General features: G+C 62.7%; 9 protein-coding genes and 2 pseudogenes. 3 read left to right on the top strand and 8 right to left on the bottom strand.

The features are described from left to right. Positions 1 to 23: 23 nt before the first annotated feature. From NKJ32_RS18815 to NKJ32_RS18795, 5 genes and pseudogenes are all read right to left on the bottom strand, one after another. Positions 24 to 482, bottom strand: coding sequence for a carboxymuconolactone decarboxylase family protein (locus NKJ32_RS18815; protein ID WP_352700215.1), 459 nt, complete (start codon positions 480 to 482; stop codon positions 24 to 26). Between the two features lie 13 nt (positions 483 to 495). Next, positions 496 to 1,014 (bottom strand): RrF2 family transcriptional regulator, encoded by a 519-nt coding sequence (locus NKJ32_RS18810; RefSeq protein WP_352453193.1) that lies wholly within the window; start codon positions 1,012 to 1,014, stop codon positions 496 to 498. 112 nt (positions 1,015 to 1,126) lie between these two features. Further along, positions 1,127 to 2,440 (bottom strand): NAD-dependent dihydropyrimidine dehydrogenase subunit PreA, encoded by a 1,314-nt coding sequence (preA, locus tag NKJ32_RS18805; RefSeq protein ID WP_352828434.1) that lies wholly within the window; start codon positions 2,438 to 2,440, stop codon positions 1,127 to 1,129. A 2-nt stretch (positions 2,441 to 2,442) separates the two neighbouring features. Beyond that, a complete protein-coding gene (locus NKJ32_RS18800; RefSeq protein ID WP_352571783.1) occupies positions 2,443 to 3,807 on the bottom strand; it encodes an NAD(P)-dependent oxidoreductase in 1,365 nt (454 codons plus the stop codon). Between the two features lie 215 nt (positions 3,808 to 4,022). Beyond that, positions 4,023 to 4,145 (bottom strand): annotated as a pseudogene (locus NKJ32_RS18795) (gamma-glutamylcyclotransferase); the annotation flags it as partial. Positions 4,146 to 4,319: 174 nt separating this feature from the next. Here NKJ32_RS18795 and NKJ32_RS18790 point away from each other — a divergent pair. Continuing rightward, entirely contained in the window at positions 4,320 to 5,096 is a 777-nt protein-coding gene (locus NKJ32_RS18790; protein ID WP_352757367.1) for a VOC family protein, read from the top strand. A gap of 155 nt (positions 5,097 to 5,251) precedes the next feature. Beyond that, a pseudogene (locus tag NKJ32_RS18785) lies at positions 5,252 to 5,645 on the top strand (DoxX family protein). 4 nt (positions 5,646 to 5,649) lie between these two features. Here NKJ32_RS18785 and NKJ32_RS18780 read toward each other — a convergent pair. Next, positions 5,650 to 8,091 carry a GcvT family protein gene (locus NKJ32_RS18780; protein ID WP_352796769.1) on the bottom strand — a complete coding sequence of 814 codons (2,442 nt, stop codon included), beginning with the start codon at positions 8,089 to 8,091 and terminating at the stop codon, positions 5,650 to 5,652. A 79-nt stretch (positions 8,092 to 8,170) separates the two neighbouring features. Continuing rightward, complete coding sequence (locus NKJ32_RS18775; protein WP_023675851.1) at positions 8,171 to 9,709, bottom strand: trimethylamine methyltransferase family protein; 1,539 nt, start codon at positions 9,707 to 9,709, stop codon at positions 8,171 to 8,173. Between the two features lie 218 nt (positions 9,710 to 9,927). Here NKJ32_RS18775 and NKJ32_RS18770 point away from each other — a divergent pair, with 218 nt between their 5' ends. Beyond that, a complete protein-coding gene (locus NKJ32_RS18770; RefSeq protein WP_023675850.1) occupies positions 9,928 to 10,518 on the top strand; it encodes a transglycosylase SLT domain-containing protein in 591 nt (196 codons plus the stop codon). A gap of 14 nt (positions 10,519 to 10,532) precedes the next feature. Here the strand turns inward: NKJ32_RS18770 and NKJ32_RS18765 are convergent, their stop codons facing one another. Further along, entirely contained in the window at positions 10,533 to 12,953 is a 2,421-nt protein-coding gene (locus tag NKJ32_RS18765) for a dipeptide ABC transporter ATP-binding protein (protein ID WP_023675849.1), read from the bottom strand. Between the last annotated feature and the right edge of the window lie 8 nt (positions 12,954 to 12,961).

Below are 12,961 nucleotides of genomic sequence, written 5' to 3'. Positions count from 1 at the left end.
GCCCAAGGCCGCGCGCCTGGTCCTCAAGCGGCCATGACCGCTGGCATCGGATGGATTGCATGGAACGGAACGCAAAGCCGGTTCCAGGTGTTGATCATGCCGAGCGCCACCGAGAGCTTGACCAGCTCCTCTTCCGAGAAATATTCGAGCGTCCTTGCATAGAGTTCGTCCGACACACCGTTGTCGGCAATCCTGGTCAGCGCGTCGGTCCAGGCCAAGGCCGCGCGTTCGCGCTCTGAAAACAGCGGCGATTCCTTCCAGGCGGAGACGAGATAGAGCCGCTGCTCGCTTTCGCCGTCGCGGCGCGCTTCGCGGCTATGCATCTCGACGCAATACGAGCAGCCGTTGATCTGCGACGCCCTGAGCTTGATCAGATGCAACAGGCTTTTTTCGAGCCCGCATTCGTCGACTGCCTTGTTGAGCGCCGACACCGCCTTCATGATCTCCGGCGCCGCGCCGAAAAATTGCAGCCTCTGTTTCATCGTCTGTAGCCTTTCATGCTTGCTTGGTTGAACTTGATTTCTGCGGCCGCCGATGGCGCTCGACGAAGGCGCAGTTCGCGGCGACCGAACGGGGATCGGCATCGGCCGTGTATTCTGCAACGATGTCGGACAGCCGGGCGTCGGCGAGCGCGGCGCGATAGGCACGCTCGGCCTTCAGCATGGCTACGTTGATGCCGCAGGGTTTGACATAGACCGAGGCATCGAGCTTCGCTGGGCCGCGCTGGCGGATTTCGGCGCAGCGGAACGCCGGTTCACGCCCCTCGACGGCCAGCACGATATCGAGCAGCGTTATGCGTTCCGCCGGCCGCGCCAGCCGGTAGCCGCCGGACGGCCCCGGCACTGATTCCAGAATGCCGGACGCAGTCAGCGCGTTGAGATGCTTAAGCAGATAGCTCGGCGACAGCCCGAACGCTTCGGCCATGGCAGCACCTGGCAAGGTCGCGGCGCCGTCAACGCCGGCGAGCATCGCGGCGCAGTGGATGGCCGCTTCGACGCCTTCGCCCAGCTTCATTGTTCTGATCTCCAATTCATGGAGATATACTATCCTGGATAATTTATGTCCGCAATAGCCATTTGAAAAAAGCGGCGCCCGCAGGTGCCGCTTTTCCACAACGGGCTGTGCGCTACTCCGCCGCCACCTTGGCCATCGGATTGTTCGGATGCGTCGTCCAGTTGGCATAGATCGGCGACACCGGCCTGCCGGTGCGCTGGTCCATCACGCCGACCGCCAACGCCTCCATGGTGATGCAGTTCTCGACCGGACAGACATTGACGCAGAGATTGCAGCCGACGCATTCGGCCTCGATCACCTCGAAATGCCTGACGCTGTCGACGATTGCGGTGATCGCCTGGTGCGAAGTGTCCTCGCAGGCGATGTGGCAGCGGCCGCATTTGATGCAGGCATCCTGGTCGATATGCGCCTTGGCGACGTAGTTGAGATTGAGATACTGCCAGTCGGTGACGTTGGGCGTGGCACGGCCGACGATGTCGTCGAGCGTGGCATGGCCCTTCTCGTCCATCCAGTTTTCCAGGCCGGCGATCATCTCCTGCACGATCTTGAAGCCGTAGGTCATCGCCGCCGTGCACACCTGCACATTGCCGGCGCCGAGCGCCATGAATTCGGCGGCGTCGCGCCAGGTGGTGATGCCGCCGATACCGGAGATCGGCAGGCCATGCGTTTCCGGATCGCGCGCGATCTCGGCCACCATGTTCATGGCGATCGGCTTCACCGCCGGACCGCAATAGCCGCCATGCGAACCCTTGCCGTCGATCGTCGGCTCCGGCGCGAAATTGTCGAGGTTGACGCCGGTGATCGAATTGATGGTGTTGATCAGCGACACCGCGTCGGTGCCGCCGGCAAGGGCAGCGCGTGCCGGCTTGCGTATGTCGGTGATGTTGGGCGTCAGCTTGGTGATGACCGGCATGCGGGTATTGGCCTTGCACCAACGCACCACCATTTCGATGTATTCCGGCACCTGGCCGACTGCCGCACCCATGCCGCGTTCCGACATGCCGTGCGGGCAGCCGAAATTGAGCTCGATGCCGTCAGCGCCGGTCTCCTCGACCACCGGCAGGATCGCCTTCCAGGCATGCTCCTCGCACGGCACCATCAGCGAGACGACGATCGCCCGGTCGGGCCAGTCCATCTTGACCTGCTTGATCTCGCGCAGATTGACCTGCAGGTCACGGTCGGTGATCAGCTCGATATTGTTCAGGCCAAGCAGGCGACGATCGGCGCCCCAGATGGCGCCGTAGCGCGGCCCGTTGACGTTGACCACCGGCGGCCCTTCTTCGCCGAGCGTCTTCCAGACAACGCCGCCCCAGCCAGCCTTGAAGGCGCGGATGACGTTATAGGCCTTGTCGGTCGGCGGCGCCGAGGCTAGCCAGAACGGGTTCGGCGATTTGATGCCGACGAAATTGTTGCGGATGTCTGCCATGCTCATGCCCTCCCGTTCGAGGTCAGTGCCCGATGAATGCTCTCCGCAGCATCGCGGCCTTGCGCGACGGCTGAAACAGTCAAGTCATCGCCGCCGAAAATGCAGTCGCCGCCAGCCCAGACATTGGCCAGCGAGGTGCGCCCTTCCGCATCGACCTTGATGCGGCCGGCTTCCAGCGCGACCTCCGCACCGCTGCCGTTGAGCGCAGCTGGGACAAAGCTCTGGCCGATCGCCTTGAACACCTGGTCGGCGGTCAGCGTCAGCCGCTCGCCGGTGCCGACGAGCCGGTCGCCGTCCATCGCGGTGTATTCGAGCTCGATCGCCGACACCTTGCCGGCGTCGGCAATGACCCGCTTCGGCTGCAACCAGTGCCGGATGATGACGCCGTTGGCAGCGGCCAGGTCCTGCTCGAATTCGGAGGCGTTCATGTGCTCCGGGCCGCGCCGATAGCAGATCGTCACCTCTTCGGCTCCGAGCAGCTTCGACTGCACCGCCGCATCGATCGCCGTCATGCCGCCGCCGATGACGACGACGCGCCGGCCGACCGGCAGGCTGGCCAGATCGCTGGCCTGGCGAAGCTCGGCAATGAACTCGACGGCATTGCTGACGCCCGGCGCCTCCTCGCCATCCGCTCGCAAGGCATTGACGCCGGCAAGCCCCATGCCGAGGAACACCGCATCGTAATTCCTGGTCAGATCCGACAGCTGGTAATCACGGCCGAGCGCCTTGCCGTTCTGGATGTCGATGCCGCCGATCGACGTGACATAGTCGACTTCGGCCTGGGCAAAATTGTCGACGCTTTTATAGGCGGCGATACCGTACTCATTGAGGCCGCCGGGCTTCGGGCGGGCTTCCAGGATGGTCACGTCGTGGCCATGACGGGCAAGCCGATGCGCGGCGGCAAGCCCCGCCGGTCCGGCGCCGACCACGGCGACCGTCTTGCCGGTCGGTTCGGGGCGCTCGTAGAACTGCTTGTTTTCGGCCATGGCGACATCGGTGGCGTAGCGCTGAAGGCGACCGATCTGCACCGGCTTGCCTTCGGCCACCTCGCGCACGCAGACTTCTTCGCACAGCGTCTCGGTCGGGCAGACGCGGGCGCACATGCCGCCCAAAATGTTCTGGTCAAAAATAGTCTTGGCTGAGCCGATCGGATTGCCCGTCGAAATCTGGCGGATGAACAGCGGGATGTCGATCGAGGTCGGGCATGCATTCATGCACGGCGCATCATAGCAGAAATAGCAGCGGTCGGACTCGACCAGCGCCTCGTGATGATCGAGCGGCGGGTGCAGGTCGGCGAAATTGTCGGCATATTGGTCCGGCGAGAGCCGCCCGCCGGCAATGCCTTGCTTGAACTGGCCTTCTGGCATCGTCAGTTCCCCATGTTCTTGTTTTGGGGAAGGCTAGCACGTTTTCATTTTTTATCAATTGGTCAATTTTCTGCGCAAACCGCTGAAAAGCCACGACTAAACATGACAAGTATACTCATGTTACCAAAGCCGCCGACAGGGAAGCTTGGCCATAGCGGCACTGCCGTTGCTGGACTGAGTGGTCAGCCTGGTAAGCTTAGCGTTGGTTTTGATCACCGAAGGCAAAGGGCCCTGAAGTCTTCGTCCGTCAGCTGCGTCCAGCTGCCATCGGGGCCGGGATCGGCCTCCTCCTGATGGCACAGCGCGACAAGTTCGGAAGTGAGCGACATCCGGCGCATGGATCAACAACCCCTCGTTGACTGCGAGCAAAGTCGAAAACCGCAGGGCGCGCAACCCGGTAACATTTCCAATTTGCCGTCATCTTTTTTTGGTTGGCTGTCGGATTTTCGTCGTGAAGATCGTCCTAGAATGGATCGCGCATGATCGATGTACAAACCGCAAGGAGCACGACAATGCCACAGTCCCCCATGCCCTTCTTCTGGTACGAGCTGATGACCACCGATCTCGACGCCGCCGAGGCGTTTTACACCTCCGTGGTGGGCTGGAGGGGGCAGCCTTTCGAAGGGGCCCAGGGCATGCCGCGCTATATCGTCATGAATGTCGGCGAGCGCGGCGTCGGCGGGTTGATGACGCTGCCCGATGACGCGCGCAAGATGGGCATGCCGCCGGCCTGGGTCGGTTATATCCTCACGAGGGACGTCGATGCCGCAACGGCCTCCCTCAAGAAGGCTGGTGGCGCGGTTCACCGCGAGCCCGACGACATTCCTGGCGTCGGCCGCTTCGCCGTCGTTGCAGACCCGCAAGGCGCGATGTTCAACTTCCTGCAGCCCAGCGGCCCCGACCAGCCGCCGCTACCGTTGGCGACCCCCGGCAACATCGGCTGGCATGAGCTCTACACGTCAGACTGGAAGGCGGCGTTCGATTTCTATTCCAGCCAGTTCGGCTGGGAGAAGGGCGACGCCATGGATATGGGTCCGATGGGCGTCTACCAGCTTTTCGCCTTCGACGGCGAGCCCGTTGGCGGCATGATGAACAAGCCCGAGCAGATCCCGGCGCCGGTCTGGCAGTTCTATTTCAACGTGCCCGGCATCGACGCGGCAGCCAAGCGCGTCACCGACAATGGCGGCAAGATCCTGATGGGTCCGATGGAGGTCCCCGGCGGCAGCTGGATCGTACAGTGCACAGACCCGCAAGGCGCGCACTTTGCTCTGACAGCGCCCGGGCATTAACGGCCGCGCTGATCGCGGGGCCGCCATCGTGCGGCCCCAAGGCTGCAGCACGCCTCACGACTCATTCACCGACAGTTGAATGCAGGCCGGACTATGTGAATGGTCCGGCCTTTGGCGATGACCTATGGCCGGGCTAGGTGAAAATGGAGTCGTAGATGAAGCTTTTCGAAGGCCTCGCCGGATATCAACCGTTCGCCCTTGCCGCCTTGCGCATCATGACGGCGCTGCAGTTCAATTGAGCACGGCACCCAGAAACTGTTCAATTTCCCCGTCGGCGACCATGCCGGCACCATGAGCGGGCTATCGGCGACCGCGGCCATCCTGGAATTCGGAGGCGGCATCCTGCTGGTATTGGGGCTTTTCACCAGGCCGGTGGCATTCCTTCTCAGCGGCGAGATGGCGATCGCCTATTTCATGGCGCACATGCCGCGCGACTTCTTCCCGGTCAACAATGGCGGCGATGCGGCAATATCGTTCTGTTTCATCTTCCTCTATCTGGTGTTCGCCGGCGCCGGCGCCCTGGCGCTGGACAACCGCCGCGGTGCCTGAAACGTCACCCACGCATCCGCTCGAAATTCGCGTCGAACAGCGGGATCCGCTGCATGCGCGCAGCGTGGCGTTTGCCCAGAAGCTCAATCTCGAAGCCGTCGGCTTCGTCGGCAATCTCTTTCGGCACATAGCCGATGGCGACGGACTTTTTCGAATGATGCGCGTAGCCGCCCGACGTGACCCAACCGCGCACGGCACCGCCGTACCAGATTGCCTCGTCGCCGATGACGTCGGCATCGACAGTATCGACGACAAAGGCCCGCAGCCGCAGTCTGCCGCCTTGCTTGCGCTCGGCCAACGCCGCCTGCTTGCCGATGAAATCGGCCTCTTTGCCGTAGGCGACGAAGCGGTCGAGGCCGGCCTCCAGCGGCCCATAGATCGGCCGGTATTCGCGCGCCCATGAGCCGTAATTCTTCTCGAGCCGCAGCGCATTGAGCGCGCGCGAGCCGAACAGGCCGATGCCGAATTCCTCGCCCGCCGCCATCAGCGCCTGACAGGCGGCACGCTGATATTCCGGCGCCACCCAGATCTCGTAGCCGAGGTCGCCGGTGTAGCTGACGCGCCCGACCAGGCACGGCGCCATGCCGATATCCATCCTGCTGATGGCCATGAACGGAAAGGCCGTATTCGACACGTCAGATCGTGTGACCTTTTCAAGAAGGTTCCGCGCGCTCGGCCCGGCGATCGATAAGCCGGTGAGTTTTGCTCCCAGCGCCTCGATGCTAACAGAGTCGTCCTTCGGCAGGTGCGCTTCGAACCAGCGCATGTGGTACTGCTCGGCGACACCGCTGCCGGCCAGGAACCAATCCTTACATGCAGAATTTGGACCGCCGAGATTGGCCAGCGTGAAATCGCCGATTAGCCTGCCGTCTTCCTTCAGCATCGGCGCCAGCGTCATGCGGCCGGGCCTTGGCAGCTTGCAGGCCAGCAAGCGGTCGAGCCAGGTTGCTGCACCCGCGCCGGTCACTCTGTATTTGGCAAATGACGAGATTTCCGACAGACCAACGCGTTGCCGAACCGTCTCCACTTCTTTCGCGACATGCTCGAAGTCGCTCGAGCGGCGCCAGGAGAATTCGTCCTTGACCCCTTCGGGCGCATACCACAGCGGCACTTCCAGCCCATAGGCGACGCCCCATTGCGCGCCCTCGGCCGACAACAGATCATAGACCGGCGTCGTCTTGAGCGGTCGCCCAGCCGGCAGTTCCTCGTTCGGGAAGCGGATCGAAAACCGCCGCGAATAGTTCTCGCGCACCTTGGCGTTGGTATAGGCCATCGTCGCCCAGTCACCGTAGCGCGACACATCCATCGCCCAGATATCGGCGCCGGGATCGCCTTCGATCATCCAGTTCGACAGCGCCAGCCCGACGCCGCCGCCCTGCGAGAACCCGGCCATGACACCACAGGCCACCCAGAACCCGGGCAGGCCGCGCACCGGCCCGACCAGCGGATTGCCGTCCGGTGCGAAGGTGAAGGGCCCGTTGATGATCTGCTTGATGCCGGTGTTCTGGAAGGCCGGGAAATGCCGGAAGCCGACCTCCAGCGACGGCGCGATCCGGTCGATGTCGGGTTCGAGCAGCTCGTGGCCGAAATTCCATGGCGTCTGGAACTCGGACCAAGGCTTGTTGGCCTTTTCATAAGTGCCCATCAGCATGCCGCCGCGCTCCTGGCGCAAATACAGCTCGCCATCGAAATCCACGGCATGGATGATTTCGGAACCAGTCTTCTGGTTCCAGGCGGCGACTTCCGGCATGTCCTCGGTGATCAGGTACATGTGCTCCATCGCCAGCACCGGCAGCTCCAGCCCGACCATGCGGCCGACCTCACGCGCCCACAGGCCGCCGGCGTTGACGACATGCTCGGCCACCACCTCACCCTTGTTGGTGATGACACGCCACAACCCGTCGGCGCGCCGCACAATGTCCTCGACCTTGGTGAAACGCTCGACCTCGGCACCAAGCTTCCTCGCCGCCTTGGCGTAGGCATGGGTAACGCCGGACGGATCGAGATGACCGTCCTCCTTGTTGCGCACGGCACCGACGAACTGCTTGGGATCGAGCAACGGCATCAGCTCGGCCGCCTCATCAGGCGATATCTCCTCGAGCTCGATGCCGAGATAGCGGCCCTTGGCGACGACGCCGCGCAGCCAGTCGAGCCGCGCCTCCGTCGCTGCCAGCAAGACGCCGCCTGTCAAATGCACGCCGGTCGCCTGGCCGGACAGTTCCTCGATCTCCTTGTAGAGCGAGATTGTGTATTTCTGCAGCTTGGCGACATTGGGATCGCCATTGATCGTGTGCATGCCGCCGGCGGCGTGCCAGGTCGAGCCGGAGGTCAATTCATCGCGCTCCAGAAGCACGATGTCTGTCCAGCCGTGCCGGGCCAGATGGAACAGCACGGAGCACCCGACGACGCCACCGCCGATAACCACTACCTTTGCATGCGATTTCATGGGATTCTCTCTGACGTCAACGAGTTGGATGGGAACGATGAATTCGGGGAGGAGCCCCACGAGCGCGAGCCTTCGATCATCACGGCTCGCTTTGCCCGATCGCTTCCTTGCGCTTGGCCACGTACGTCTCAAGCGCCTCGCGCCTGGAGACTTCCATCACCGGCTCGACATAGTCCTCCAGCGCCTTCTTCCAAAGCCTCGTCGCCCGCGCCGTGGCATCGAGCCCGCCAGCCTCCTGCCAGGCCTCGAAATTTTGCCAGTTGGACAGCATCGGCTGGTAGAAGGCTGTGGCGTAGCGCTCCAGAGTGTGCGGCTCGCCGAAGAAATGGCCGCCGGTCGGAACCGCACCCAGAGCCTCGACAGCAAGCTCGGCCTCGTTGACCTCGATCGGGCGCAAAAACTCCATCATGTGCTGGATCATCTCGACGTCGATGATGAACTTTTCGAACGACGCTGTCAGTCCGCCCTCTTGCCAGCCGGCGGCATGGTAGACGAGGTTGCCATGGCCGAGCACCGCGCCCCACAGCGCCATCAGCGTCTCATAGGCGCCTTGCGCGTCGGCGGCATTGGAAGCCGAGCCCGGCGTTGTGCGATAAGGCAGGTTGTAACGCCGCGCCAACTGTCCGGACGCGATATTCGCCTTGGTGTTTTCAGGCGTGCCGAACGCCGGCGCTCCCGATTTCATATCGACATTGGAGGTGAAGGCGCCATACATCACCGGCGCTCCGGGGCGGACGAGCTGCGTCAGCACCACGCCGAACAGCGCCTCGGCATTCTGCTGGGCGAGCGCGCCGGCAAGCGTCACCGGGCTCATCGCCCCCATCAGCGTGAATGGCGTTACCGCCACCGACTGGCCGAACTCGGCCATCGTCATCAGCCCCTCGGCCATCATCTCGTCGAAGCGGCGCGGCGAATTGACCGAAATGATCGTGGTGACGCCGGGATCGTCGCGCATCTCGTCAAGCGTCAGTCCGCGCGCGATTGCCATCATTTCGATGCCGTCGAGCGCCCTGCCGCGGCCGATGGCCGAGACGTGAAAGCTTTTGTCGGTCAGTGTCAGATTGGCGAAATAGGTGTCGAGATGACGGGAATTCGCCGGCAATTCTACCGGCGCGCAGACCTGGTTGCCTAGCATGTGGATGCAGTTGAAATGCTGCGCCAGCCGGACGAGATCGGAATAATCGCGCAAATTGCCGGCACGGCGGCCGCGCTCCATGTCGTGCACATTCGGCGGCCCGGCGACGAGCGTGAAGTTGATGGTATTGCCGCCGAGGTGGACGGCATGGGCGGGATTGCGCGGCGTCAGCGTATAGCTGGACTGCGTCGTCTTCAGCGCTTCCTCGATCATGCCGCGATCGATGCGGACGTTCATCGTTGCATGATCGACCTTGGCCCCGGCCTTCTCGAACAGCGACAGCGCCCGCGGGCTCATCACCTCGATGCCGAAATTCTCCAAGATATGCATCGACGCCTGGTGGATCGCCTCGATCTGGTCGGCCGAGAGCATCGCCATTGGCGGATAGGGATTGGTGACGCGGCGCAACGGCAGTTGCGGGATGGCGGTCGGTCCCCTGTTGCTGGTTCGCTCGGCGCCGCGCTTGCGTCTTGGTTCGCTCATGCCGCGCATCAAAGCGCCGGCACGAGGATCGAGCTGTCAAGAATCCGCCACCTGCGGGCGTGATTTTAGCCAAGGCGGCATTCCGGGAATTTCACATCGGTAAAAGCGACAACAAACGTCGGAATGGTTATACTTGTTCCGCGTCAGGCAAAGCGGCCGATGAGCCGTTAAGGAACGCAGCAAGATTCCTTTTATGTTTTCGGCCTAATGCTCTTGCAATGCGTAGGTTGAGTTTTAGTAAAATTGTAGCGATTGCCGTGCCGCTGGCGCTTTCGGCCTGCGCGACGCCGCCGAACCACATCAACGATGTCTGCGCCGTTTTCGACCAGAATGACGGCTGGTTCGACAATTGGCAGGCGGCGGCACAACGCACCGAGCAGAAATACGGCGTGCCGGTTCCCGTGCTGATGGCGACGGTGCGCAAGGAATCCGGCTTCAAGAGCAACGCCAGGCCGCCGCGCACCAAGCTGCTGGGCTTCATTCCCTGGAAACATATCTCCAGCGCCACCGGCTTCTCGCAGGCGCTCGACGGCACCTGGGCGCAATACCAGAACGAGACCGGCAGCTGGGCGGCGCGCCGCACCAGGTTTGCCGATGCCGTCGATTTCGTCGGCTGGTATCATTCCAAGACCGCCGAGACCCTCGGCGTCGCCCGCAACGACACCTACAATCTGTATCTCGCCTACTATCTCGGCTGGAATGCCTATAAGCGCGGCAATCGCGGCGACGCCGACGTGCAGCGCTATGCGCATGCCACCGAACAGATGGCGCAGGACTACGCCGCGCAGCTACGGCAATGCGCGCCCTAGCCTATTAACGGCTCTCAGCCGCCCTTGGGTTTGCGCGGCTTGCGCGTGGCGTCCTCGGCCTGTCGGCCGTCGCCGACAGTCGGCGGCATGATTGGTGCCACCTGGCTGTCGGCAGAGCTTGAGGTGCCGGTCTCTGAAACCTCGTCGCGAACCTCGTGACGGCGGGCTTTGGCGACCGCTTCGGCATTCTCCACTGCCTGACCCTCGGCATCGGCTTCAACGCTGCCAGTCTTGCCATGCGGGCGCTTGGGCGGATCTCCGGCAAAGCCCGGGCCAACACCGTGGTTTGCATCATCCGGCACGCCCTCATTTGCGGCGTGCTCCTTGTCGAATTTGATCACCGGCTCCATTTTCGCCAGCACGTCGTCGGACAGCCAGCACAAGCTCATATGGCCGTCGCCGAGATTTTTGACTGGCGGCACCTTGGTTTCGCAAAGGTTGTCCGGCACCAGTTTCTTGTAGCCGCAGCGCGTCTGGAACGGACAGCCGGACGGCGGGTTCATCGCCGAAGGGATGTCGCCCTCCAGCACGACGTGCTTCTTGACCACGCTTGTGTCGGCGATCGGGATCGCCGACAGCAATGCCTCGGTATAGGGGTGATAGGGCGGCGCGAATATCTGGTCGGTCGTGCCTTGCTCAACGATATAGCCGAGATACATGACGACGACGCGGTCGGCGATGTAGCGCACAACCGACAGATCGTGGCTGATGAACAGCATCGTCGTCTTGTTCTTGCGCTGGATGTCCATCAAGAGCTCGGTCACCGCGGCCTGGACCGACACATCCAGTGCCGAGACCGGCTCGTCGGCCACCACCACCTTGGCGTCGCCGGCAAAGGCACGCGCAACGCCGATGCGCTGTTTCTGGCCGCCTGAAAGCTGGCGCGGCTTGCGTGTCTCGAATGCCCTCGGCAGCTTCACCAGGTCGAGCAATTCCAGCATCCGCTTGCGGCGGTCGGCCACCGAGTCGCCGACATTGAACTTTTCCAGCGTACGGATGATCTGCGAACCGACCGAATGGCTGGGATTGAGCGTGTCGAACGGATTTTGGAACACCATCTGGATCGATGACACCGTGTCGACGCTGCGCTTCTCGATCCCGGTCGACTGGATCTCCTTGTTGCCGAGCTTCACGCGGCCGGAGCTTGCCGTTTCGAGGCCGAGCAGCACCTTGGCCAGGGTCGATTTTCCGCAGCCGGATTCGCCGACGATAGCGACGGTCTCGGATTCGCGCGCCATGAACGAGATCGTCTCATTGGCCTTGACGACACGGCCCTCGCTCGAGCCGAACACTTCGCTGCCGCCGACCTTGTAGTACTTCCGGAGGTCTTCGATCTGGAGCACCGGCGCACCGGGCACCACCCGCTCGTTGACCTTCTTGGCGCCGGGTGGCAGCGCCTCCCAGTCGATCTCGTTGAAGCGCACACAGCGCGAGAAATGCCCGTCATGGCCTTCGACCGCGATCATCGGAATTTCGGCGGCGTTGCAGACGCCCTCGACGAAATGGTGGCAGCGCGGGCCGAAATTGCAGCCCTTCGGCCGCTCGTGCGGTAGCGGCAACTGCCCCGGGATGGAGATCAGCGGCCGCGAATTTTTGTCGGCGCCCGGCAGCGGGATCGAGCGGAACAGGCCTTGCGTGTAGGGATGGCGCATCCGGTCGAAGACGTCCTTGATCTTGCCGGTCTCCACCGCTTCGCCCGAATACATCACCGTGATGCGGTCGCAGGTCTCCAGGATCAGGCCGAGATTGTGCGACACGAAGATCATCGAGGTGCCGAACTTCTCGCCCAGCCCCTTGACCAGGTCGACGATGCCGGCCTCAACCGTCACGTCGAGCGCTGTGGTCGGCTCGTCGAGCAGAAGCAGCGCAGGCTTCGACAGCAGCGCCATGGCAATGACGATGCGCTGCTGCTGGCCGCCGGAAAGCTGGTGCGGGTAGGAACGCATCATGCGCTCGGGATCCGGCAGCTTCACCGCGCGCACCATTTCCAAGGCGCGTTTGTAAGCTTCGTCCTTCGACACCTTGTCGTGGATCAGTGGCACTTCCATCAGCTGCTGGCCGACCTTCATCGCCGGGTTAAGACTGGCCATCGGTTCCTGGTAGATCATCGCGATCTTGTTGCCGCGGATAGCTCGCAGTTCTTCGTCGGACAGTTCTCCCATGTCCTTGCCCTGGAATTTGATCTTTCCGCCAACGATCTTTCCGATGTTGGAGAGGTCGCGCATGATGCCCAGCGACACGGTCGACTTGCCGCAGCCGGATTCGCCGACAATACCCATCGCCTCGCCGGGCATGACCGTGCAGGAAAAATCCATGACCGCCGGGATTTCGCCCTTGCGGGTGAAGAAGGAGATCGACAGGTTCTCGATCTCGATGATCGGCCCATTGGTCGGCCCATTGGTCGGCTTGGCGGGATTTCGAACTGCCTCATTCATGGGTCGCT

Origin of the sequence: Mesorhizobium sp. M0159, assembly GCF_040322295.1 — a bacterium.
Lineage (GTDB): Bacteria > Pseudomonadota > Alphaproteobacteria > Rhizobiales > Rhizobiaceae > Mesorhizobium.
This window is presented reverse-complemented; position numbering and strand designations above follow the sequence as displayed.

What these genes read in the sequence shown, in the direction of transcription:
- NKJ32_RS18815 (WP_352700215.1), bottom strand. Translation starts at nt 482, where the DNA reads ATGAAACAGAGGCTGCAATTTTTCGGCGCGGCGCCGGAGATCATGAAG.
- NKJ32_RS18810 (WP_352453193.1), bottom strand. Translation starts at nt 1,014, where the DNA reads ATGAAGCTGGGCGAAGGCGTCGAAGCGGCCATCCACTGCGCCGCGATG.
- preA (WP_352828434.1), bottom strand. Translation starts at nt 2,440, where the DNA reads ATGGCAGACATCCGCAACAATTTCGTCGGCATCAAATCGCCGAACCCG.
- NKJ32_RS18800 (WP_352571783.1), bottom strand. Translation starts at nt 3,807, where the DNA reads ATGCCAGAAGGCCAGTTCAAGCAAGGCATTGCCGGCGGGCGGCTCTCG.
- NKJ32_RS18790 (WP_352757367.1), top strand. Translation starts at nt 4,320, where the DNA reads ATGCCACAGTCCCCCATGCCCTTCTTCTGGTACGAGCTGATGACCACC.
- NKJ32_RS18780 (WP_352796769.1), bottom strand. Translation starts at nt 8,091, where the DNA reads ATGAAATCGCATGCAAAGGTAGTGGTTATCGGCGGTGGCGTCGTCGGG.
- NKJ32_RS18775 (WP_023675851.1), bottom strand. Translation starts at nt 9,709, where the DNA reads ATGAGCGAACCAAGACGCAAGCGCGGCGCCGAGCGAACCAGCAACAGG.
- NKJ32_RS18770 (WP_023675850.1), top strand. Translation starts at nt 9,928, where the DNA reads ATGCGTAGGTTGAGTTTTAGTAAAATTGTAGCGATTGCCGTGCCGCTG.
- NKJ32_RS18765 (WP_023675849.1), bottom strand. Translation starts at nt 12,953, where the DNA reads ATGAATGAGGCAGTTCGAAATCCCGCCAAGCCGACCAATGGGCCGACC.